Source organism: Candidatus Babeliales bacterium (genome assembly GCA_019749895.1).
GTDB lineage: Bacteria > Babelota > Babeliae > Babelales > RVW-14 > AaIE-18.
The window spans coordinates 255669-278387 of sequence record JAIEPG010000002.1; the positions used below are offsets into that span (position 1 = coordinate 255669).

At 39.8% G+C, this 22719-nt stretch carries 15 protein-coding genes and 1 other RNA gene; 6 read left to right on the forward strand and 10 right to left on the reverse strand.

Features of this window, described 5'->3' with window-relative positions; all coding sequences use genetic code 11:
• Positions 1-54 precede the first annotated feature (54 nt).
• Positions 55-414: a transfer-messenger RNA gene (gene ssrA, locus K2W90_02145) on the forward strand.
• A gap of 105 nt (positions 415-519) precedes the next feature.
• Here ssrA and K2W90_02150 read toward each other — a convergent pair.
• From K2W90_02150 to K2W90_02165, 4 genes are read right to left on the reverse strand one after another with little or no spacing between them, the layout of a single operon-like run.
• Positions 520-1302 (reverse strand): hypothetical protein, encoded by a 783-nt coding sequence (locus K2W90_02150; protein ID MBY0353143.1) that lies wholly within the window; start codon positions 1300-1302, stop codon positions 520-522.
• Positions 1303-1322: 20 nt separating this feature from the next.
• The gene (locus tag K2W90_02155) at positions 1323-3857 is read right to left on the reverse strand and encodes a ubiquitin carboxyl-terminal hydrolase (GenBank protein ID MBY0353144.1); all 2535 of its coding nucleotides are present in this window, start codon (positions 3855-3857) and stop codon (positions 1323-1325) included.
• 29 nt (positions 3858-3886) lie between these two features.
• Positions 3887-7504 (reverse strand): mechanosensitive ion channel, encoded by a 3618-nt coding sequence (locus tag K2W90_02160; GenBank protein ID MBY0353145.1) that lies wholly within the window; start codon positions 7502-7504, stop codon positions 3887-3889.
• A 14-nt stretch (positions 7505-7518) separates the two neighbouring features.
• On the reverse strand, positions 7519-8163 hold the full coding sequence (locus K2W90_02165) for a hypothetical protein (protein ID MBY0353146.1): 645 nt from the start codon (positions 8161-8163) through the stop codon (positions 7519-7521).
• 270 nt (positions 8164-8433) lie between these two features.
• Between K2W90_02165 and K2W90_02170 the strand changes: the two genes are divergently transcribed.
• A complete protein-coding gene (locus K2W90_02170; protein ID MBY0353147.1) occupies positions 8434-9603 on the forward strand; it encodes a hypothetical protein in 1170 nt (389 codons plus the stop codon).
• 62 nt (positions 9604-9665) lie between these two features.
• Here K2W90_02170 and bamA read toward each other — a convergent pair whose 3' ends face one another.
• The gene (bamA, locus tag K2W90_02175; protein ID MBY0353148.1) at positions 9666-12092 is read right to left on the reverse strand and encodes an outer membrane protein assembly factor BamA; all 2427 of its coding nucleotides are present in this window, start codon (positions 12090-12092) and stop codon (positions 9666-9668) included.
• 123 nt (positions 12093-12215) lie between these two features.
• The gene (locus K2W90_02180) at positions 12216-13700 is read right to left on the reverse strand and encodes a hypothetical protein (GenBank protein MBY0353149.1); all 1485 of its coding nucleotides are present in this window, start codon (positions 13698-13700) and stop codon (positions 12216-12218) included.
• Positions 13701-13975: 275 nt separating this feature from the next.
• Between K2W90_02180 and K2W90_02185 the strand changes: the two genes are divergently transcribed.
• From K2W90_02185 to tsaB, 3 genes are all read left to right on the forward strand, one after another.
• Complete coding sequence (locus K2W90_02185) at positions 13976-16690, forward strand: hypothetical protein (protein ID MBY0353150.1); 2715 nt, start codon at positions 13976-13978, stop codon at positions 16688-16690.
• 262 nt (positions 16691-16952) lie between these two features.
• Positions 16953-17135 (forward strand): hypothetical protein, encoded by a 183-nt coding sequence (locus tag K2W90_02190; protein MBY0353151.1) that lies wholly within the window; start codon positions 16953-16955, stop codon positions 17133-17135.
• Between the two features lie 24 nt (positions 17136-17159).
• Positions 17160-17837 (forward strand): tRNA (adenosine(37)-N6)-threonylcarbamoyltransferase complex dimerization subunit type 1 TsaB, encoded by a 678-nt coding sequence (gene tsaB / locus K2W90_02195; protein MBY0353152.1) that lies wholly within the window; start codon positions 17160-17162, stop codon positions 17835-17837.
• Here the strand turns inward: tsaB and K2W90_02200 are convergent, their stop codons facing one another.
• Together K2W90_02200 and K2W90_02205 are read right to left on the reverse strand one after the other, a co-directional pair.
• Entirely contained in the window at positions 17838-18608 is a 771-nt protein-coding gene (locus K2W90_02200; GenBank protein ID MBY0353153.1) for a 16S rRNA (uracil(1498)-N(3))-methyltransferase, read from the reverse strand. It lies immediately after the preceding gene.
• Positions 18609-18623: 15 nt separating this feature from the next.
• Positions 18624-19097, reverse strand: coding sequence for a hypothetical protein (locus tag K2W90_02205; protein MBY0353154.1), 474 nt, complete (start codon positions 19095-19097; stop codon positions 18624-18626).
• 106 nt (positions 19098-19203) lie between these two features.
• On the opposite strand from K2W90_02205, the gene gpmI reads away from it, so the two are divergent.
• Positions 19204-20775, forward strand: a complete 1572-nt coding sequence (gene gpmI, locus K2W90_02210; protein ID MBY0353155.1) for a 2,3-bisphosphoglycerate-independent phosphoglycerate mutase — start codon at positions 19204-19206, stop codon at positions 20773-20775.
• A 3-nt stretch (positions 20776-20778) separates the two neighbouring features.
• Here gpmI and K2W90_02215 read toward each other — a convergent pair whose 3' ends face one another.
• Together K2W90_02215 and K2W90_02220 are read right to left on the reverse strand one after the other, a co-directional pair.
• Positions 20779-22050, reverse strand: a complete 1272-nt coding sequence (locus K2W90_02215) for an amino acid permease (protein ID MBY0353156.1) — start codon at positions 22048-22050, stop codon at positions 20779-20781.
• A 58-nt stretch (positions 22051-22108) separates the two neighbouring features.
• Complete coding sequence (locus tag K2W90_02220; protein ID MBY0353157.1) at positions 22109-22666, reverse strand: biotin transporter BioY; 558 nt, start codon at positions 22664-22666, stop codon at positions 22109-22111.
• Positions 22667-22719 lie beyond the last annotated feature (53 nt).

Below are 22719 nucleotides of genomic sequence, written 5' to 3' on the forward strand. Positions count from 1 at the left end.
GGATACAATTTTTGAATAAGTATCATTACTTAGTTCTTTGAAAAACAAAAACGTGGGGGCGTAACGGTCTCGACGTGGTATTTTGTGTTTTGAGTGCATGCCGAGTTTTGTATGTGAGCTCGTTAAAAAACATCCAAAAACCAATAAGTGCAACATCTAATGTTGTCGCTTTTGCTTAGTTACTAAGTAAAAGTCTTGTGGATCGAGCGTGTCTATCAGTAAGATTCACTCGTATTAAAAAGATAGAACCCTTGCGTAAGATTTTTTAGTTTCGTAACGCAATTGTACACTAAACTGGCTTTTACGCTTAACTATGCTCCAGAGGGGGCGTAAGAGTATAATCAGGAGAGACGCATGTGGTGCTTAAAATTCCGAGTGCTGCGGACATGGGTTCGACTCCCATCGCCTCCACCAGCCTACGCTTTCGCTTTGCTCCTAGCTCCGGCTGGCAGGCCCGCCTTTTTTAATGATTTATAAGTTATGAATCATTTGGCTAGGCTGGTTTGAGTGTTTTGTTTCTTAATCTCTAATCAAATCCATTAAAAACGATTGCATTGCTTTGCCTTCAGACAAACTTTTGAGTGCAATAATCTGTATATGCCAAAAGCAAAAAAGAGTTCCAAACCAAAACGTAAATAGAAAAACGAACGAGCAATAATCATATTCTTTTGGTATGAAGCGAGGAATATGTGTTAGTGCCCAAAAGCTGCCAAGCAAAAAAATTACGAAAAAAGCAGCAAAGAGAATGGGTACTGTTATTTGCCACACAACTGAAAGTTTGAGTTTGCGGGCGTAGTGCAGCATGTTGTTGGTGTTTCTTTTCTTAAAAAATAACATATCAATCCAAACAGCAACAATAACAATTAATGGAGAGAAATTACGAAATCCAAGGCTCCATCTGAAAAAAATAATCGAGCCAACAATAAAAGTGCACGCTGCAAAAAGTGGCAACGACGATAAACGCTGTTCTTGTACTGCCCCAAAAAGATATTCACTCGTGTACCATAAACTTTGTTGTAGCGCCAAAAGCGTTGCGCTAATTATTGCGCCAAAAAATAAACACCAGCCAATCATGCCCAGCCACTCAACAGGGCTGAGATTGGCAAAGCCGTGGTCCATACCAACGCGCAGTGCAGTTCTGATAGAGCTCCATCCAATGGTATTTTCTAGCCCCCACACAAGGCCGGTAGCCCACAAACTTGTGAGAAACGGCAAAATAAGGTAGTTGGGGTTTGAAAAAAATGTTTTAAAAATGGCCCAGAAAAAGCGTGTGCCTTTGGACATATCTTTCGCGATACTCATACATTAATCTCCTGTAATTATTAAGCTAATTTTGCTAATTCCTGTGTCAAATCTACTAATTTTGTTTTGAGTGTGGCAAGCGCGCGTTTGAGTTGGCTCATGCCGCCCTTGAGTGGCGCAGGCGTTGGTAACTTGTCTATGTATTTTTCGTTAATTTCATAAAAAAGCAGGTAGGTTTCTTTGCCGTTCACTATCTTTTGAATATCTGCAATAGGCCCAGTGACTTTTTCGTCGTGGTACTTGAACCAATTGGTGCCGTCCAGGCAACCGTACGCGCGGTACTCGCCACCACCGGCCCCTCCGCGATGGCAAATGAAAGCAACTAAGTTGTAGGTGATTGGTGTTGAGACACCAATTTCTGTACCAATTTGTAGCGTGAGTGGTACGTTAATTGCCGTATTAATTTTTTTGATAGTTGTGCCTGTCCATTCATATTTTTTAAAAGCGAAAATAAGATTTTTTCCCGATGATAAGAAGCTTGTTGTTTTTTCAAGTTTAATACTTGTACCACTCGTGTCTTTGTCATCAATATATTCTGTGGCAAAGAATTCTGTTAGACAATTTGCTAAAGTTTTTAATTTTTGCCCTGATTGATTTTTAACTGGCAGAGAAATAATTGTTGCCGGTTCATATTTTGGTGCACTGATTTTTGATGTGTGTTCATCTTTGATGGTGCTTTGCAAGATTGGGAAAGAGAATATGATTTCTTGAAAGGGTTTTACGCTGCTGTGTATAGTATCCCAAATTTCTTCGTCTTGCGTGTCAAATTTAAAATCGGGTAGATTGAGGGGTGAGTAGAAAAGCGTTGTAAAAAATGGTTTTTCTATAATTTTTTTCTTTTTTAATATTGTTTCTATAGATCCTTTGTAACGATTAGTTTCCATTATTCTGCCAAAAAATTTGCTAATAAATTCTTCAGCATCCTCTTGAATGTTATTTTCATTAAGCTTTAAAATTTTTCTACATGCTTCGGCAAATTTATTTGGATTAATAGCATCTGAGATAGGCTTTCCAAGATCTTGTGTTATGTCGTAATACTGCTTCCAAAGGGATTTAGGTGGGTATGCGTTCTTATTTCTTTCAAGCCACTCGTTAAAGTACGTTAAATGCGAAAGCGCTTGTACTGAAGCATTTAAAAAGCGCGTGTTACCAACATTAATTAAGCCTCTATTTTTTTTGGGGGGCGTTGATGGCTTTGGTGGTTTTGGTGGTGTGGTTTTTGAAGGTGGGGGGGTGATGGTTGAAGGAGGAGTCTTTGAGGGAGGAGTGGTACTTGGCGGTGTGGTGCTAGTTGAAGTTGGTGCAAAAAATTTAAATGAAAAAACTTTCCCTGGTTGTTGTTTAAGTGGTAATCTCTTTTCGTCACTTATATCAATTTCATAATAAAGTGTGTAGGTTCCTTGTGTGTTAAGTATCGATTCAATGTTGGTTATTGGTCCGCTGACTGAGCTATCGTTGTAACAGTACCAGTCTTTGCCATCAAAGCAGTAGGCGTAGTAGTGTCCACCTCCTGGGCCGCCGTGATGATATCCAAAACCGACGAGATTGTAGGTGATTGGCGATTCAAGAGCGTGTTCTTCTTGGAGTTGTAATGACAAAGGAGCTTCAATGATGTTGTTAAGTTTTATTGCTCCTGTTGAGAAACTCCAAAATGATCTTTGGTAAGAGAATATAAGGTTATGTGGTGGACTTTGAAAGCTTATTTTTTTCTCTGCATCAATGTATGAGATGCATTGTGAGCAATACCACTGATTGTGACCGTCCATTTTTTCGACTGATAGGTATTCATCGAGGCATTGCTGGAGAGAGTCGTAATTAGTACCTCCGGGATTTCTGATGGGAAGTTGCAAAAATTTTGTACTTTCGTGCTTGGTCGTTGAGTGTAGTTTTTTGTCCTTGTGGTGCCATGTTGTTATGGTCAGCAGTGGAAAAGAGCTTACAAGGTCTTGTAGTTTAGAAATATCTTTTTCAAGACTGGTCCAGATTGGTGCATTGCTTGCAAGAAGTTTATAGGTATTTTTTTTTTGCTTTGCAGTGAATTGGGATGTATCTTGAAATTTATTACTGTTTTTTAAGCGGGAGTTGATTTTTTTTATGTCGTAGGGATTGATTCTGAGGTATTCAATGAATTGTTCAATGACGAATGGTAGCGCTCCTGCATGTGCTAGAGTTGTTTGCAAGTTGTTGGTGTATTGATTGTTGCTATTGATGTTATCAATAAATTTCGTGAAAAACTCTTCAGTATCTTCTTGATTATATCCAGCATTCAACCCCAGGGTTGTTTTGGAATTTTCTGTAAATGATTCTGGATCCACTGCAGACGTATCAGGTTTTCTTAACTCTTCAACAAGATTGACGTATTGTTGAGCCAATGATCCTGGTTGATAGGCTGTAATATTTTTTGCAAGCCATTCATTAAAAGGTCTTAAGTGTGACAATGGTTGTAGGGCGGTGTTGAGAAAGCAGGTATTCCCTTTGTTTTCTAACCCTCGGTTTTTGCCTTCCAAAGAAAAGCTAGCCAATAGCACCACACTTAGTGCCAAAATCTTCTTCATTACTACTCCTTATTTACGAAATTCTCAGATCATTGAGAATCAAATTTAAATTGAATAGGGCTTGAAGGAGATGGTGGAGACTGATCAAATGAGTGAAACTTCTTTTCTTCCATATGCAAAACGCGTTGTGGAAAGGCAAAGTGAATGCCTTTTTCTTTGAAAGCCTTAAAAATTTCTTCACGAATGGTGCTGGCAATAGTCCACTGTTCCTTCACGCGGCGTGTGCTAATAAACGCACGGGCTAGAAAGTATAATGCACTCTCTTCAAAATCTTCCAAGCGAACAATTAAGCGTGGAACGCGCAATATTGTTGGGTTGCTTTGAATAACTTCGGTAATAATATTTTTGGTGAGGTCGGGGTCAGATTTGTAGTCAACGCGTATTTTAATATCAAAGCCGGTGGCAAAGCGCCCTTTGCTCCAGTTATCTACTTTTTTAGCAATTAAATCTTTGTTCGGAATAATCATGGAATGATTGTGAATATTAACAACCGTTGTGGTACGTGCATCAATTTTGTGTACGGTACCTCGGGCCTTTTCATTATCATCAAGCATGATAAAGTTGCCAATTTCAATAGGTCGTTCGATGAGCACCAAAAAGCCTGCAATGTAGTCGGCAGCCAAGTCTTTTACTGCAAAACCAGCAGCAACCGAGAGTAATGTACCAACGTACCAAAACATGTTTTCAAGATGGATAAACATAAAGCCAAGCACCGATGCTGACAAAATAATTGCATAGTGCAAAATGCGCGAGTAGGTGTTTTGAGCACCTGGTTCAGTTCGTAAAATGTCGAATAATTTGTTTAAAACAAATTTGTGCAAGAGTGATGAGGCAACAAAGCCGCCAACAATAAACAAAATGAGTTCAACAAGTTGTACCAGTCCGAGTTTATGTTCGGCGCCAACTGGGATTACCAACTCGGAAGAAAAGAGGCGCCATAGGTCTGCAGGTGCGTAGGCAAAGCCCCAAATCCGTGCAACTAAAATGAAGGTTACGATAGTTAGTGTTAGAAAGCTGAAAATTACGACGAAGCCGTAATATGTTTTGGCATGTTCAAATTTGTCGATAATTTCTTCTTCTTCTTCTTTCATAAACAAGAAGACCGAGTACTTACGAATGTAGTAGTGCGTAATAAATAAGGCCGAAATCAGGAGTGCTGTTGAAGGGACTACAAAGGCCAAGAACCATGCCAAGTTGGAATAACCAATGTACGGGTTAGACAAAATGAGCAAGCTCATGATAAAGAAAAATACTGGATAGTAGTGCGCGTCAATTTGTTGTTTGATCCAAATCAAGAAGGTATATCGCTCTGGAATAAGGCGTAATACGTCTTCTTTACTAAAAAAAAGTAGGACAGTAATAACTAAAACAAGTGAGTAAGCACCAATAAGCACGGCTGGAAAGATGGTTGGTTGGTCTGGATAATAACTTAAAAACGCGCGTCTGAGTGGTAACAGCGTTGCTGTTGAATAACAAACAAATGTGATGAGGAGCAAGAAGCGGTCTTGTAATTTTTCGGCAAAGAAAAAGAAGCTGAGGCGGCGGTTGAGCTCTTTTAAGCTGACTAAAAGCTCGCGTGACAAATAAACAAAAATAGGGATGGTGAGTAAGTAAAACATTGAGATATAGTATGGTTTTGCAAAAAAGCTTATGGTAGAAAAAATGAATTTAAAATCAAAAATAATATGCACATAAATAAAGAGCCAACCAAAAATAAGGCCCAAATGCTCCAAGCCAAACTTGATGAGCGAGATGGCAATATTGAGCGAGAGAAAGCCTATGTTTTTGCGATCGCCAGTTAAGCGAATAGTGGCACGCTTGAGCATGAACTGCAAAATAATTTTAAGACATGCGTAAATAAATAGAAAGAAAAACAAAAAGAAGAAGAGTGCCAAAATATCATAAAAATTTATTGTTTTTATGGCAGCAAGCAAAACGGAAGGTCCAAGATATTGCGGCGTGTCCCAGAAAAATTCTTTGAAAAAATTTTCTGCTTCAAGTAACGAGCGCTTAAAATCTTCAAACGAAATTGCTTTTGGTGAGACTTTCCATAAACCTTCATAATTTTTGCGTCGTTCAATAGTTTCAATAATCAGAGCGTATTGATGGTTGATGTCTTCTTGTCTGCCAATTAATGCAGAAACAACAACGAGATACTCATTGCTTAAATCAACTTGCTGTTTAAGAAGTTGTTTAATTACTGCCAGGCGTTTGATTATTGTTTGGAGCGCAAGCGCTTGGTCTTTGAAAAGCGTGTCTTTTTTTTCAAGAAGCTTATTTTTTTCAAGCTTTAAAACTTCTTTTTTGCGGCCAACATCGAGTTGTTTAATGCTAATCTTTTCCCGCTCTTTTTTGTATTCTTCCAATGTTTGAGCAGCAACATTTTTTAGATTTAAATATTTGTTTAAAAACTCATCAAGATCAAGCTTTTGTGTAGAAAGCTTATAGCGAATATCGACCAGTTGATATTGCAGATCCTTGAGCTGTGTTGCTTGGGCTGCTAGCAACTTTTTGCCTTCCAGAAGTTTTATGTCTTTTTCTAAAACCGCATACTGCGTGTTAATGCGGTGTGATTCGCTTTCAGTAAGGTAATAATTAAGGGTATCTTTTTTGTCATCGGGAAAACTATTGAGTTTGCGTCTGAAGGTGTCTTGCTGAATACTTAGGCGCCCTTTTTCTGTTTCTTTTGGTTTGATTTTTTTGTCGAGCTCGTCGCGCTCTTTACGCTCTTTCTGTTGCGCTTCATCAAATTCTTTTTTTGCAAAATCGACGTCACTGAGTGTTAAAACCAGCAAATCTTCAATAATGGCCAGTGTTTCTTTTTGTTTGATATGCTGATGTTTAAGAAGGTCTATTTCATTTTCTTTGAGCCGAACTTCTTGTTCAATAAGCTTTATTTTGTTTTCGGTGAGGCTGATTTTTTCTTCAAGAAGGTTGTTTTCTTGATTATATAAATCTTCGGTGTCCTGAATTGGAATAACTAAAGAATCTTTTTTGTCGCCAACTTTTGCTTCGGCAACCACCTTGTCGCGTTCTTTTATATTAATTTCAACTTGCTTTTTGAGCGAAGTAATGAGTTCGCGTTCTTTGTTTTTGAGCTTATTAGAATCTTCTTTCTTTTTTTCTTCTTCGGTTATTTCTTGCCATGTGTCGGCTGCTTGTTTTTGTGCAGTGCGCAGCTCTTGCCACGAATAAACCGTTTTAAGTCCTTGTGCGCGAGGTGTTTGCAAAAATTGGAGTGTTTTTTCAAGTACTTGAATATTCTTTTCGTACGTTTCCTCAATATTTTTTAAGGTGTTTTGAATAAGAATAAGATGTTGTTTTTGATTGGCAAAAACATCCATTTTTTTATTGATATAACTTAAAAATTCGGGCGATTGTGGCGTTGCTTTTTGTTTTTCAAGTTCGGCCATATCTTTGGTAATAGCATCAATTGACTGTGCTATTTTCTTGTTTTTTTCATTGTTGGCTTTTTTAAATTCTTCAAGTTCTGTACTAACTTTTTTGTGTTGTTTTTTTTTGGCGTCTTTTTCCGTTAAAAAAGGAAGGCGCGTTTGTTTTTGTGGCGTAAAAAAATTCATCATTGGACAAAGTGGCGTGTCCAAAAAGATAAACAAAAGCGAAAGAACAATAATTTTTGCGCGCATGGTTTTCCTTTTTTTTAACTCAAATACATAAATTTTATTGTTTTAAATAAATTAAAACAGGGATGCGTACGAAGATAATTTTTTATACTGTTAGTTATGTTACCTAGATCGTTTGAATCAAACAATGCTAAAGTTTGTTTTAATCCTTGTTTAGATTCATGTGCCAGGAGGTTTGGTAAGATACTGATTATTTCTAAAAGCTGAGCGTTGCGTAAAATTTTTTCGTCGGTGTTGCCTGTTGTGTGCAGCAAGTGCAAAATGCACAGCATTTTTAGGAGTGATAAATCATTCTGAAAAAGCTCTTTATAATCAAGCACTGACAAATAATGTGCCAAATGCATAAAGTTATTTTCGGCAGGGCTTTGGAGCGGAATAATGTAGTAACAAAGCTCCAAAAGATGGTGAACCCAGGTGATGTCATCGTTTGAAGCGATTGACGGCAGTGCCAAGATGGTAACATTGTTGGTACTGTAGGCATGTTCGCCTCGCGCTTGGACGGTGAGAGAGACCAGCATGCCGGGCCAGAGTTTTTCGCAAGAGGCTTTATTGTTAACAAAAATGCTTATTTTGCCCAAAGGTGCCGTAAGTAAAGATATTTTTGGTTGAGAAGGTAAGAACTTTTTAATGACAAAACCAGCAATGGTGGCGTCTTTGGGCATGGGGCTTCCTTGGGGTGTTTTTGTGCTACTACTCTCATACTATACCCGCAATCGTATAAAATTGGGCGCTTATTATGCAATATTTGTTATGAATTTTCTATGTTGGCGTACTGGCCGCTTTTTTTTGAACAAAAAACAAGCAAGCAAAAAGCCTATCTTCTAGCGTTCTTTTTCGGGATAATTCTTAACACTTGACTAAATTATTTACTATTTGGCTATAATTTAGTTAGATAGGCTTATAATTAAGTAAAATTTTACAAGGGGTTGGTTATGCTGCATGGATTAATTTGGCTCATGGTAAGTTTGGGGGCGGCCAGTGTACCCGTTTCAGTACACGGTTTTTGTATCGACAAGCCCCAGGTAATTAAGCGTTTTGATCATGTTCCAGGACAAGATACGCTTGCACAGGTAATTAAAAAGTCCTTTGCTCCTGTTGCCGAACCATTAGTTGGTAGAGTTACGGTGCTTACTGATCCAATTTCATTGCAAAGGGCTGCTCAAGATACACTGACGTATATGGAAAAGTATGCGATTACACATGCTAAGTTGTTTGGTTCGCCTGCCTTTGCCAGTCATGTTGCATCGGCCAAAAAAGCACAAGAAACCTTGAGTTATCTTGTGCAGCTTATTGAGCAGGATAAAAAAAAGGGTGTGTTTAGAGTGTGTGACCCTAAATTTTTGAATAAAAATTTTTCTTTTCATCGGTGGTCTGGCGATGCCGGTGGGGCTAAGCAAGATGGCGACTATTTTATGTTAGACGGAAAGAAGAATTTTACGCACGAAGTTGATGGTAAAATTAGATTAACACATTATGCCATTTATAACTTTTCGGGTAGTTATGTAAAAACTAAAGAGCATACGCATGCATTGTATGGTTTGACCAGTGAGGCTATACCACCCTGCTCAAAACATGAAATTTTTGCAGGAGCATTGGAAGCTGATGAATATAAAGATGTTGTTAAGCCTCTTGTTTGGTTTACCAAAAAAGCTGTGAGTGAAGCCATGATGCAGGGAACTATTGTGGCACATATGCCAGATGGCCGTCAGCGTGTGTTTATGATTCATAAAAATAATAAAATACGCTATCAAAAGAAGCTTAAGCGAAGCGGCAAAAACCAAACCTATTGGTTTTTTCAAGAAGCTGATGCACAAGCCGCGCCAAAATATATTAAAAAATTTAATTATCGAGCTAATGTTGTTTTTGCTGGAGATATAAAAACAATTGGGTTAGGTAAGCTAATTGCCATTAATTACACAAACACGCTTACTGGCAAGCGAGAAATTCGTTTAGGGGTATTGGCTGACACGGGTGGTGCGTTTACCGATAATCTTTATCAACTCGATCTTTTTGCCGGTATTTACAGCAGTAAGACGGCGCTTTATTTTCATATGAAGCAAATGCCTAATGTGACCGAAGCCTTTATTTTGTCTAAAAAATAAGAAATTAGTTGTAAAAAAAGCCCCGAATTTCGGGGCTTTTTTTAGTTTTAGATCAGGAATTTTTACCAGGCATAGTTCATCGTCAAATGAAATTCATGTGCCGATTCATTTTGACTCTTTTTGCGATCAAGCTTGAAGCCCCAGTCGATCTTTGCAGGGAATGGGTTAACCAAATTCAAACCAAAGCCAACTGAATGGCGAGGCTGAAACTTGTCGCGCTTGATGTAGGACGTATCAGGAATGTCGTTTTTTGGGGTGTCCCAACCGCAACCAGCGTCGTAAAAGAAATGTGCTTTCATTGAATAGTCTGGGATAAGAGGAAAAATAAGCTCTGTGCTAAACAAGAAGGCATTTTGTGCGCCTAAAGGACTACCTTCTGAAGTGTCGCCAGCTTCTTTCCATGCTGGGCCTGCGCCACCAAATACGTGACCACGAATGGTGTTTTGACCGCCCATGTGGAACAATTCTTTGTATGGTGTAAGTTTTGTGTGGCCGCCTAGTGAGCGAACGGCACTTAAGCGCATTTGTGTGCCCAGTACTAAGGTATCTTTGCCAATCAGTGCTGTGTAACAGCTGGCGTGAGCTTCACCCTTTAAGAATGCAAATTCGTCATTTAAACCAGGGAGCGCTGTTTTGGTGGTGATAGTAAGCTTGTACCCTTCGTTTGGATAAATCTGATGATTACGCGTGTCTTTGATCAAATCAAGGCCTAACCAATTGAGCGTTCCTTCTTGGAAAGAACGGTTTACGATAGGCGCAAACGTTGCGTCAGTAGTGGTAATTTTGTTTTTGTTGCGAATATTTTCTATACCAATATCCAGCAAGAGCTGCAGGCGCTTGTCAATTTGTGGCATTCTGAAGCCAAACCGTGTATGTCCGCCGGTTACAATTTGGACCGGTGAACGGTTAAGGCTGCGCCATTGTTCGTATTCGTCCCAACGTTTATAAAAGTAAAACGCCCCAGAAATATTGGAATCAAAAAGATAGGGATCTATAAAACGCAATTCAAATTTTTGAAAACGTCGTCTGCTTGCTTGCACTAAGCCGCCAACTTCCCAACCAAGTCCAAACAAGTTGCTTTTTTCAAGAACCAACATGCCGCGCAGCGATGGGCGTGGGTTAAAGCGGTCGGTACCGTAACTCATTTGGAAGTTAAAGCTACCGGTTTTTGCTTCGCGTACGTTCATTTCAAGATCTGCTAATTCGTCGGTGATGCGGTGAATTTTCCAGTTTACGCCATCGCGTTCAAAAAAGCTTAAGTATTCAACGCTTGCTTTTGAGCGCGTTAATTTTTTAGACGTAATCATTTCGCCTTCAACAAGGTCCAATTGGCGGCGAATAACCTTGTCTCGTGTAGCATGGTTACCGGTAATTTCTATGCGATTAACATACATTTGTTTGCCGCGGTCAACGTTGAAAACAATAGCAACTTCTTTGGTATCTTCATTTGGCTTAACTTGTGGATAGACGTCAGCAAAAATATAGCCCTTTTCTCCCCATAGCTCGCGCAGCTTTCCAATCGTTTTTATCAATTTTGATTGAGAAAATGGTTCGCCCTCTTTAATGTCTATGTAAGGCTTTAACTCATCGTCTGAAAATACTTCATCGCCATGTGCGCTTACTGAGCTTACCGTAAACAAGTCGCCTTCGCTGATATTAAAGGTAATCGAAACATCCCGTTTATTTGGTGAGAAGTCGACGTCGGTTTTCGTTACTTTTGCAGTTAGATAACCATGATCGCGATAGAAATATTCAATACGGTGCTTGTCGGCATCGAGTTGCTCTTCGCTATAACTTCCCGCTTGGTCCATAAAGCCCAAGAGCCAGTTTTCTCGCGTGAATAATGGTTTATTGAGTCGGTTAGCAGCTATTTTGTCGTTACCTTTAAAGTTAACAAACTTAACTGATGAGGTAGGGCCTTCGTGAATAGTCAGCTCTGCCGTCATTTTATTAGGATTTTTTTCGTTGGGTGTCAGTTTGGTTTCGATAGTTACAAAGTGCTTATGTTCTTCAACATACATTTTTTTAATTTGTTCGCAGATTCCTTTGAGCGTTTCTTCATCGATGGCAGTTATTTTTGCGCTATCGATTTTTTCTTTAATTTTTTTTGTTTCAAGCTTTTTATTGCCTTTGATGTGCAAATCTTCTAAAAGCTTCTTTTCTTCAACAGTAACAATCAAAACCATTGATTCACTATCAATTTCTTCGCCCTCCAGCTTTATTTTTCTGAAGTGGCCCAGGGCGTAGAGGTTATTGATGGCAAGTTCACTTTTTTGAGCATCAAAAACATCGTTAACGCGGTAGGGAATACTGTTCAGAATAAGCTCTTGTTTTACCGTTTTGTTGCCTTCAACGATAATTTCTTTGATAGTATAAGTTTTCGTAGCATGTTTGCTTGGGCCGTGTGCGTACACTTTTTGCGTAGTGATTGGGCAAAAAAATGCAATAAGAGCGCTTACTACAAACATCCTCGACATGCGAGAAATCATGAACTTTCTCCTTGTGTAGCCAGAATGGTGTTTCATTTTTTTATTAGTGATTACATCCTTAGACAACTAGGAATTCATGATACAATGTGGATAAAAAAAAGCTATTATTTTTTCTGTCCAATACTACATGAGATGACGATAAATGGCCTCAAAGCCTGTTGGCTCAGACAGATCGGGTGGTTCCCATTTTTTAAATTCTTCTTTTATTGCTTCAATTAAACTCATTGGCATACAGATGCTACTTTCAGAAAATGTTTGCTGATGCCGGTGAAGCACGATGTGCAATAAATTATTTTTTTTACTGATATTAATGTCGACATCAGTGAGTGTTGGTTTTTTTCCAAGAACATTGAGCAGCATTGGCATAAGGACCACAGCGGGCAGTGGTGAAAGGAAAAAAGTGTTTGGATCATTATCTGCTGGTTTCCAGGTTATAAACCACAATTCTTTGTGTGTTGGATCTTTAGTTTTTCGTGTAAAAATACTACTTAGAGCTTCTAGCCACGATGATTTTTTTCCTTCTGTTTGCGGTTGTTCTGTTGATTGACGATCACACATAATTTTTACTTGTGTAATCTTTTTTGCTGCCTTGTTGATAATTGATGTGTGAAAACGCTGGTTGCTGTAATATTGCTTGGTGGTAAACCAATCGATTTGTTGGATAATATCTTCTGACGAGTAGAAGTTATAAATTTTCTTAAAAATATTTGAAAGAGCAAAATATTCAGTTTCAGGTTGAATTGGGGTTCCCAGCAAAATGAGCTCATCAACAACTAAATTTTTGTTAGTTGGTAGGTAATCGAAGAGTTTTTGGCCTTTTTTACTAAAAGCATTTTCTTGAGTTGGCAACTGGTTAATAAGTAAAAACATCTCTTTAAGTGACTCATGTTCTTCATAAATGGGAGAAAATGCTTGCTCAGGCTTGTAAGAGCTGGCGTTTAAGATCTTTGCAATACCGCCAAGGTTAAGCGATAGGTTGCCGCCGTGACTGTGAGCAATAATTCTAATATTTACTTTAAGGCCTTCTTTGCTTAATCGTTCTTGTTCTTCGGCCAAGCTGTTATAAAAACGAATTGCTTCAGAGCGTCTGCGCTGTTGGCTCATCAGTCCGCTCCAGCCAAAAGTATAAAAAAGATTTTTTTCTTTGCCTGCGGTCGCATGCTGGGCAATTGTTTCGTAAGCTTGCGATAAAGGAAATGCGGCAAAGCGGTCGCTGGTTGAAAGATTAACATCAAGGGTTGTTGGTATTGCTACCAGGCCGCGATTTAAAATAAATTGGTCCTTAAAAAAATAAGGATCTTTGCGCATCTTTTTATTTACCATACGGTAGCGACTATCTTTTAGATCATCGTCCAAAACCTTTTTTGCGCTTAAAAGGCTCATGAGAGAGCCAAAGGTGCCGTGCACAAATACCGTCATCCAGGCTTCTTCTTGAGCTATGAGTTGTTCTGGAGGTGTTAGAGGCTTTCTTTTGTGCAAGAGGCTTCGTAGTTTAAGCAAGGCATTGTTAATATGGAGGCGCAACGGTTTGTGGGTTATAGCAAGCCCCAGCAAACTTGCTAGTACAAGAATGACAATAAACGTGCGGGACATTTTTTTTGAATTCACGGTATTGGGCCTTATTTTTTTATAAAAAAAGCTCTTTTTTTTTAGACTAACCTATTTTTGAGTGATCAGAAAAGAAGCTCATAATTTTTATCTCTTTAGTTTGATAGTACCAGCTATTTTTTCAAATATTTTTTTAAATCAGGGATACGACTGTATTGATAGCCAGAGGTTTTTTATTTCAAATTGATATTTGGTTGATATTGGTGGGCGATTTTTTTAAACTTAAACATGAGGTTATAAAGATGTATCAATACTAAGGGGTTGGTGGGGAAATCATGATTAAAAGTAAAAAAGTTATTGTTAGTACCATACTTGTTGTTTTTATGCACGTTTTTGTTGTAACACAGCTCGTGGGTCAACAAGCAGCTATTGATGCCTTGCGGGAGCAGGCTGCGCTTGAAGTCAAAAGAATTGAAGAAAGTGCTGTATCTCAAAATAGTATACTTAAGGGCGAGACAGCTCGTCAGATTCGTGAAATTAAAGCTCAGGTTGAACAAAAAATAGCTCAAGTTCGGAATGATGCTGAACAAATGACTGCTCAGCTTAAGCAAGAAATTGAAGCTAAAGCTTTTCAACTTAAATACAACGCAGAAAAAGAAAAATTAATTATTATGAGTCAGGCTGAACAAAGAGCTCTTGAATTGCGGGCTGAAGAGCAGCGTCGCCAGTTGGAAGAAAAATTTCAAAAAAACATCACACTGGATAGCAAAATGACAAGCTTTGGAACAAAGAATTTTTCTTTTGATCTGTCGTCGATGGCGCGCGTACCAGAGCTTTTGCCAGTGCGCTCTACTGGGCAGAGCCAAGAGGTTTCTGCCGAGTGGCGAAATAAGATTTCCAAAGATTTTTATAATGATATGTCGTTTATGAAAAGTATTATCACCGAGGGTGAAACAATTGATCAAGTGGATGATTTTGCTCAGCGTTTTAAAAAACAAAATTTGTGGTTTGACCAAACGCTTAGTTCTACGCGTTCTATGGCCGATCAGTCGTACAAACAACTTTTGGATAAACAAGCAACGTTGCAAAGTATTGTGCAAGCCCAGAAAAAAGCTGATTTATTTTTAGACAAAATGAGTGCAAAAATTGCGTTGTCCGATGCTCAAAAAAAGAAAGCTCGTCTGACTATTTTATATGATATCAACGAGCGTATTCAGCAAGAAAGAGAAAAAACTGGTAGTTTGGAGCGGCCGGTAGATCTTGATCAAGAAACGGTCAACACCCTCTCTCAACGTGCACTGGAAGAATATTCGCTGCAATTTAAAGCAATAAATGCTGATTTGTCTGATGTTGAAATGAAAGAAAGTAAGACTGTTCATGTTGTTCCTGTTATGGTGCAAAAGTTGCAAGGCGAGCTTGATCAGATTAAAGCAGAGCTTGAATCAACCCGCAATACGCTTGAAAAAATGCGTATGGATAAAACAGAATTAAAAAACAAGATGACAAAAGAAATAAAAACAAAAACGGAAGAATGGCTTGATCTTGAGATTCAACTTCGTCAGGAACGGGGCAACTTAAAGCATGCTCAACAGGAAATGACTGCTGCGCTTAAGCGCATGGAGCAATCGGTAACAGAAAAAGAAGTATTGCATGCTCAGTTGAAGGCAAAAGCACAAGAAAACGATACTTTGCGAGAAACGCTTAAAAAATCAGAAGAAAATGTTGGTCAGATACTTGATCAGGCTGGCCAGGCAAAAGAGCGAGCTTACCAAGCCGAAGAACGTGCAAGATTGGCTGAGGAGCGTGCTCGCTTGGCTCAAGAACGTGTAAAAGAAGTTGAAGAGGACGCTGACGAAGAAGCACAGGCTTTGGAAGATGATATTGCGCAAGCAAATCAACAGGCTCGGGAAGCTATTAAGCGAGCCGAATTGGCCGAAAAGAGAACAGAAGATGTTGCTACAAAGGCACAAGAACAACAAGAGCGTAGTCAGCGCCAGCAAGAGCGCGACAAAAAAGAAGCTGCAGAGCAGCGCAAAGCAGCTATTGAAGATACTAAGCAATTGTTGGTACCGCACATTGAAGAAGAAAGACAACGACGTCTTGAATTAAAGATTCAACTTGAACAAGCGATTCAGCAAGCGCAAAAGTTTGAGAAAAAAGCAGGGCAACTTGAAGTTGAGGTTCGATCAATGCAAGATCGTGTCAGTCAGGCACGCAAAGACGCTGACCAAGCGCGTGTATTAGTTAAAGAACAGGCAACATTGCGCCAAGAGGCTGAAAAGCATAAAGTCTTGGTAGAAGAGCTTGCCGGCCAAATGATTGAATCGATTAATGTGTACCTTGAACAAGAGCGTAGTGCGCACAAGGCCCGAGAAGCTCAATTAATGGATAAAGCATCAGTTCTTAAATTTAAAAAGATATCTCTCACAGATGAAAAACGTGAATTACAAGAGTTACAAGAAGAGTCGGCTCGTGCCCTTGAAGAGCGAGAAAAACATAAGCAGGCTGTTGAAGAGCGTTTACGTTTAGCGCAAGATAATCTTGAGAGCCTTGAAGAAGAAAATGCTAACTTACAAGCCGAAAGCTTAGAGCGAGGTCAGCTTGAAGATGTGCGAGAACGTGTGAATCAAGAACGTGAGCATCTGAGTGCAGCGCAGGAAGAGCTGCATAAAACGCGTCAGCAACTTGAGCAGGAGCGTAAGCTTGTTGAGCAAAGAAAAGGTCAACTTGTTCAAAAACAAGAACAAATGTTTCAAAAACAAAGTCAGATTCTTCAAGAGCAAGAACGAGTTGCGCAAGAACGCGCACAGATAAATCGAGAACGAGAAAGCGCACGACGCAGGCGTGCTGAGTTGGCAGCAAAAGCGCATGACGAAGTGTTACCCATGGAGCCTGAAGATAGTAAAATTCTTGCGATGATACCTGAAAAGTCTGGTAATGAGGATATTTCTGATGAGCTTGAACGTGACCAAGAAGAAGAAGCAATGAGTAGCTCGGCGTTGGAAGTAGTCCAAAATCAGGAAGAGGAAACTATAGCTACAACTGAATAAGAAGTGCAATAGATTAATAGATTTTGTGAGAAGTGCGTTATTTTTATGGTACATGCATTTATTGCCAAAATTGAATCTTTTGAGAATACTCTTGATCTTTGGCTGGGAAGTTCGTACATTGAATTTTTTGAAATGTTGGTTGAGTTGCAAGCCTGAAGCATGCGAAAAAAAGTTTGATTATGCGCATCATTTGCATGTAAGATATTTTTTGATAGTCTAGTCTTGTGCTCATGGTTATGTTAGCGAGAGTAGAGGAGAACGTATGAAGTGCCCCAAGTGCGGTGGTTTAATGATCATGCAATCGTTCTTTGATCACTTCATTAACTTTGAGGGCTGGAAGTGCCTGAATTGTGGCAAAATTATTGAAAAGCGTGAAAATACAATTAGGGATGATGCTTTTAGTCTCTTTTATCAGCGACAGAAGATCAAAAAACAAAATAATTAGCAACATATTATGACGATATTTTTTGTGAGTATTCAAGGAGGCTATCAGGGCCTCTATCTAGCGCTTTTTCGTGAACAAGTATGCTTGCAAGAGCTCTTTAAAAACGATAAACGCGCAAGTTCTGAGTTGGTGCCATATATGCAGGAATTATTGCAAGATCATAATCTTACGTTAGCCGATCTTGCTTTTATTGCCGTAGACAAAGGGCCGGGTGCTTTTACCTCGTTACGAGTCATTTTAGCAACCGTTAATGGCATTGGCTTGGCTGCCAACAAGCCGTTGATTGGCGTTAATGGCTTGCAAGCATTGTCTGATCAGGTGCGCGAGTCCATTCAACAACAGCCAAAAAATTTTGTTTTATTGCTTAATGCTTATAATGACGATGTTTACTATGCGCTCGAAATGGTTGGCAAAGACCGTGAAGAGGGTTGTGAAAAAATTCAAGATCTTCTTGAGCGGCTTAAAAAAGAATATGCTGAGCAGGTAGTAATTTTTGCAGGAAACGCTGTTGGACTGCATGCAAAAATAATTAAAGAAATGTTGCTTCACGCGCAGTTACTTGAAGAATTCCCCGTTGCTTCGGCTCGTTTTGTTGGGTTAAGAGCATACGCTGATTGGCTAGAACAAAAAAACATAACGACAAAAATTGAGCCTCATTATCTTAAGACGCAATATTTTTCTTTAAAAAAACCACCGATTTGATTATTTTCTGAGTAAGCTTCGTAACATGCCCAGGCCCACAATTGCTGCATCGCGTGAGCGCAAAATGCTGGTTGTGAGTGCATAACTGGTAAACCCGTTACTAGTCAGGGCTGCAAGTTCTGCATCAGTTAGGCCTCCTTCTGCGCCAAAAATAACGTTGAGATATGCTGGTGGTGTTGCAGTTGGTAGCAAACTGGCAGGCTGACCTTGAGCATCAAAAACAATGTTGATGCTGTTGGTGCAGCGCGTACATAAATCGCCATCGCTGATGATTTGTGAAAGTTCCTGCGCAGGCGCAAACTTTGGAAACACAAAACTTTTTGATTGTTCAATTGCCGCAATGATAATTTTTTCAAGGCGCTCAGTTTCTCGTGGTGCCCATTTTTTTTCAGATTTTTCAGAAATTACTGGAACAATTGTTTGAACCCCCATTTGAGTTGCGGTATAAACAATTTCTTCAAACGGGCTTTTTTTTGTGATGCATTGGTACAATGTTATGTTGGGTGTGGGTGCTGTATTTGTTTGTTTGCTGATAAGTTTGCCTACAATTGGCGAGCTTGCTTGTTTTTCAACTTTTTTGAGGACAAGCTCAACGTGATAGTTTTTATCAAATAAAATAACCTGATCACCCTCTTCAAGCCTCAGGATGTTAAACATGCGTTTATGAAGATCTTTGTCGTGCAGACTGACGCTGGCGCCTTCTTGTTCTTTGATAATACTTGAAGAAAGATTAGGAGCGTAGAGTGCAAAAACATGCTTATTTGTTTTCATGGTGGCCCCACATCTTTAAGGTTTTTCTTGCAAAAGCAACCACCACAAAGTTCCTGCAATAATCAGGTTTGTTGCAATAATACCGCTCACAACATAATCTTCTGGGTGTTCTTTAATGTGCTGTTTGGTTTTTTCTGTTTCAAATTTAATGAACATCCAGGCAAGCTTTGCTTTGTCAGACCAGGAAGGTTCAGTTTTTATGCTCGGGTCGTTGGTTATGCTTTCTAGATCTTCAATGGTGATGTCGAGTTCGTCCATCTCGCCAAATTCGTCTAAAATATCCCCAAACGATTCTTCTACTTGTTCAAGAACTTCTTCAAAGATCTCGTCAAACTCTGCGGTCATCTTTTGTGATTCTTCTTCAGTCCAGGGTAGTTCTTTTTGAGAAAAAAATGGTACTGAAGTAATGTTATTCGCGCTTAAATTTTTAAAAGGAGCCCAGGTCGCTACGACAAAAAGAAGGGCTACAACAGATGTTTTTACGGTCATAATTTTCCTTTTTTTACAAGGATGCTTATAAATCGTTATGGTAAAAAAGATGATCATATCATTATTGAAGGAGGTAAGCATAGCGCAGAAAGCTCAAGGAGTCAAAATGAGTACAAATAGAAACAATTGCCCGGCCATGTTGGTTGTTCTTGATGGGTTTGGTTATCGTAATGAAAAAAATGGTAATGCCGTTGCGGCTGCACGTATGCCAAATTTTGAATACCTGCGGCAGCATTACCGCTCTACCTTGCTCCATGCGGCAGGCGAATTTGTGGGTCTTTTGCCTGGTTGCATTGGCAACTCTGAGGTGGGGCATTTAACGCTGGGCGCTGGGCGTGTGATTAAAAGTGTTTTATGTCGCTTTCATGAAGCGATTGATGACGGGAGCTTTTTTGAGCGCGAAGATCTTTTACAAGTGCTTATCACATTAAAAAAAAGCGGCAAAGCCTTGCACGTGATGGGCTTGCTTTCAGATGCGGGGGTACACAGTCACGAAAAGCATTTGTATGCCCTGCTTAAACTTGCTTGTCAGGTTGGGCTTGACCGGGTTTATGTCCATGCTTTTTTGGATGGTCGCGATGTGCCGCCGCAGTCGGCTCTTATATATTTACAACATGTAGCGCATGAGCTGCAGAACTATGATGGTATGAGTTTGGCAAGTATTCATGGTCGTTTTTTTGCTATGGATCGGGACAATAATTGGGAGCGCACGCAGCAAAGCTATGATGTGTTGTGTGGTAATGCCTCAGTTCCGCCAGGACCAGCGCATGACTGGCATGCTGCTCTGGAGCAATCGTATGCGCACGGAATTACTGACGAGTTTGTGGTGCCAACGTTGCTTGATGCGCAAGGAGCGGTGGGAGCAGGTGATGGCATTATATTTTTTAATGTGCGGCCCGATCGTGCTCGGCAACTAACTCAAGCGTTTATAGATCCTGCTTGTGTAACAATTAAACGTACGATTGGTACGTACAATAATTCATTGGCGTTTTTTATTACTGCCGCTCGGTATAAAAGAGATTTTAATAATAAAGTACTTTTTGAAGAAGTTGTTGTTGAGCATACGTTGCTTGATGAGCTTGCCGAGCAAACAAGTCAGTCAGTGTTTGTTATTGCAGAAACCGAAAAGACGGCTCATGTGACCTATTTTTTTCGTGGGATGCGTGATGTGCGTTGTGCCCAAGAGCAGTATGAGCTGGTGCCTTCAATCAAAACAAAAAGCTACGCTGATTGCCCAGAAATGTGTGCCAAGCAGATTACTGATAAGTTGGTTTGTTCACTTGAAAAAAATCCGGCCTATTTTTATTTAGTTAATTATGCCAATGCCGACATGGTTGGGCATTCGGGTAATTTTGAGGCAACAGTTAAAGCCTGTGAATTTTTGGATGAGCAGCTGGGTATTTTGTATCGCGAGATTGTAGTTAAGCGCGCCGGCATGTTGTTTGTGGTTGCCGATCATGGCAATGCAGAGCAAAAACTTGATGAGCTGGGCAACCCGCTCACTGCGCATACTGCTAACCCCGTGTTATTTGTTGCAGCTGGCAAGCAGTTTATGGGCGAGGCAAACGGATTTTTTGAAAACAAGATACGTTTTGGTCTGGCGCATGTTGCTCCAACACTATTAAAATATCTTGGTTTAAAAGTACCTGCAGCAATGGAACACGAGACTATTTTTTAATTTTTACTCAGAGCTTTTTTTTCCAAAAAAGCATGAAAGAACCCAGCCAACGATAAAAATTGAAACAAAAGAAAAAGAGATTCCAAAGGTGATTAAATTTTTTAGGCACAAGTTAAAAACATAACAACAGCTTGCAAGGCTGAGTAATGGAACCATGATCGATTGCTTGACCGAACCTTTTCTAATTGCCTGCAGCAGAGCAAGCGATGTCAAACTGTAGCAGGCAAAGTGGGCAAAAATAGACATATTTTGTAGTGGTGCTTGTTGTTGAGAAATGGTGATAATTAAGCAGCACAAAATACCTTCAACAATCAAGCTTGCCCACGGCGTATTGGCAGCAGTTAATTTAGTCAAAATGTTTGAAAATGGTAGATGGTTGTCTTTTGCCAATGTGTGTAAATTCCAGCAGTTGCTCGTCAAAATAGTAAAAGAGCCCCCAAAAATAGAAGCAAAAACAAAGCCGTTAAACAATTGACCAATCCATGGCATTGCTGGAAAAAAGGTAGTGCCAAGTGTTAAAAGTGGCGTACTTGCTTGCGCCAAATCTGGCCCAAGTGCGCGGTATAAAGAAAATTGAAAGAGTGTTGCTACGCACACAGCAATTGAAAACGAAGTCAAAATTGCAGGCTTGATGGTGCGTTCCGGTTTTTCGAGCAAGCCGGCAATTGAGCAAATAATTTCAAAACCAACAACGGCAAAAATAGCAACAGGAATAAGCGTTAGTGGTTCAATTGCAGCGGCGTCGCTAAATGCTGCTATGTGGGCAGGTGTTACAAAAAAGCCGCATAAAAAACTAAAAAGTATTGGCAGTGCTTTAAATGCCGATGTTACATACTGCGCTTTGCCGCCAACGCGTACGCCAAAAATATTGAGCGTAACCAGCCCACCAATAATTAAGTAGTCCAGCACCAGTGTTGGCACAACGCGCAATGCAGGAATGCAGGTTTGAAAAAACGTTGTTGAGCAATGAACAAGTAAAGCCGAGGTAGTTGTTTTAGCTAAAAAATAGCTCCAGCCCGCAAAAAAGCCAATGCGTGGGTGCAGGTGCATTTTGCTATAAACATAGAGCCCGCCTGAAACGGGATGGAGCTTTGCAAGCTCTGCGATGCTTAAAATAACTGGTAAAATTAACAAAGCGCATAGTGGATAACTAATAAAACCGAAAGAGCCAGCCAAAAAAGTAAGCGGCTTGGCATTAATAAAAATGCCGGCGCCCATGATAGTGTTAAGACAGATAAGTACGGCGGTGACAAAACTGATCTTGCCTTGGTTCATGGGAAGCGCCTTTCCGGCAAAAAAGGGGGATAATTTTGATTATTTGTATGCTCAAACTTTAGCGCAAAAAGGTTAAGTGCGCAATGTTTAACCTTTTTACCAGTGCAACAACAACAGCAAGTTTAATACCAAAATCGCCAATCAAAAAAGGAAAAAAGCCGAGCGTAAGCAGGTTGTGCGCTGGTACAAACAGGCTGAGTTGCACCAAGCCGCAAGTAAAAACAATAATATTTGCAGCAACAAGTTTGTTAACCAGAGCCAGCGTTGATTTCTTATTGTAATTTTTTGCCCATGCCAAAAAGATTGCTGCAAGTAAAAAACCAATCAAATAGCCGCCCGTTGGGCCACATAGCCGGCCAAGCCCACCCAAACCAAAAGCAAAAAATGGTGCACCCAAAGCCCCCTGCAACAAATAAAGACCAAAAGCATAAACCGCTGGCCAGCCCAGCAGGAGTGTTGCTACGAAAAGTGGCAATGGCTGCACGCTTAGCGGTACTAAGTTAAATGGCATGGGTATAATAATTTGCGAGCAAAGAGCATAAAACCATGACAAAATAAAGCAAAAGCAGATGGTTTTCATCGTCGATATTGTTACTGTTTGTGCTAATTTATTCATAAAAAGTCTTTCGATATTCTACTTGAAAGGCCTATGGCAGCAATGCTTACTAC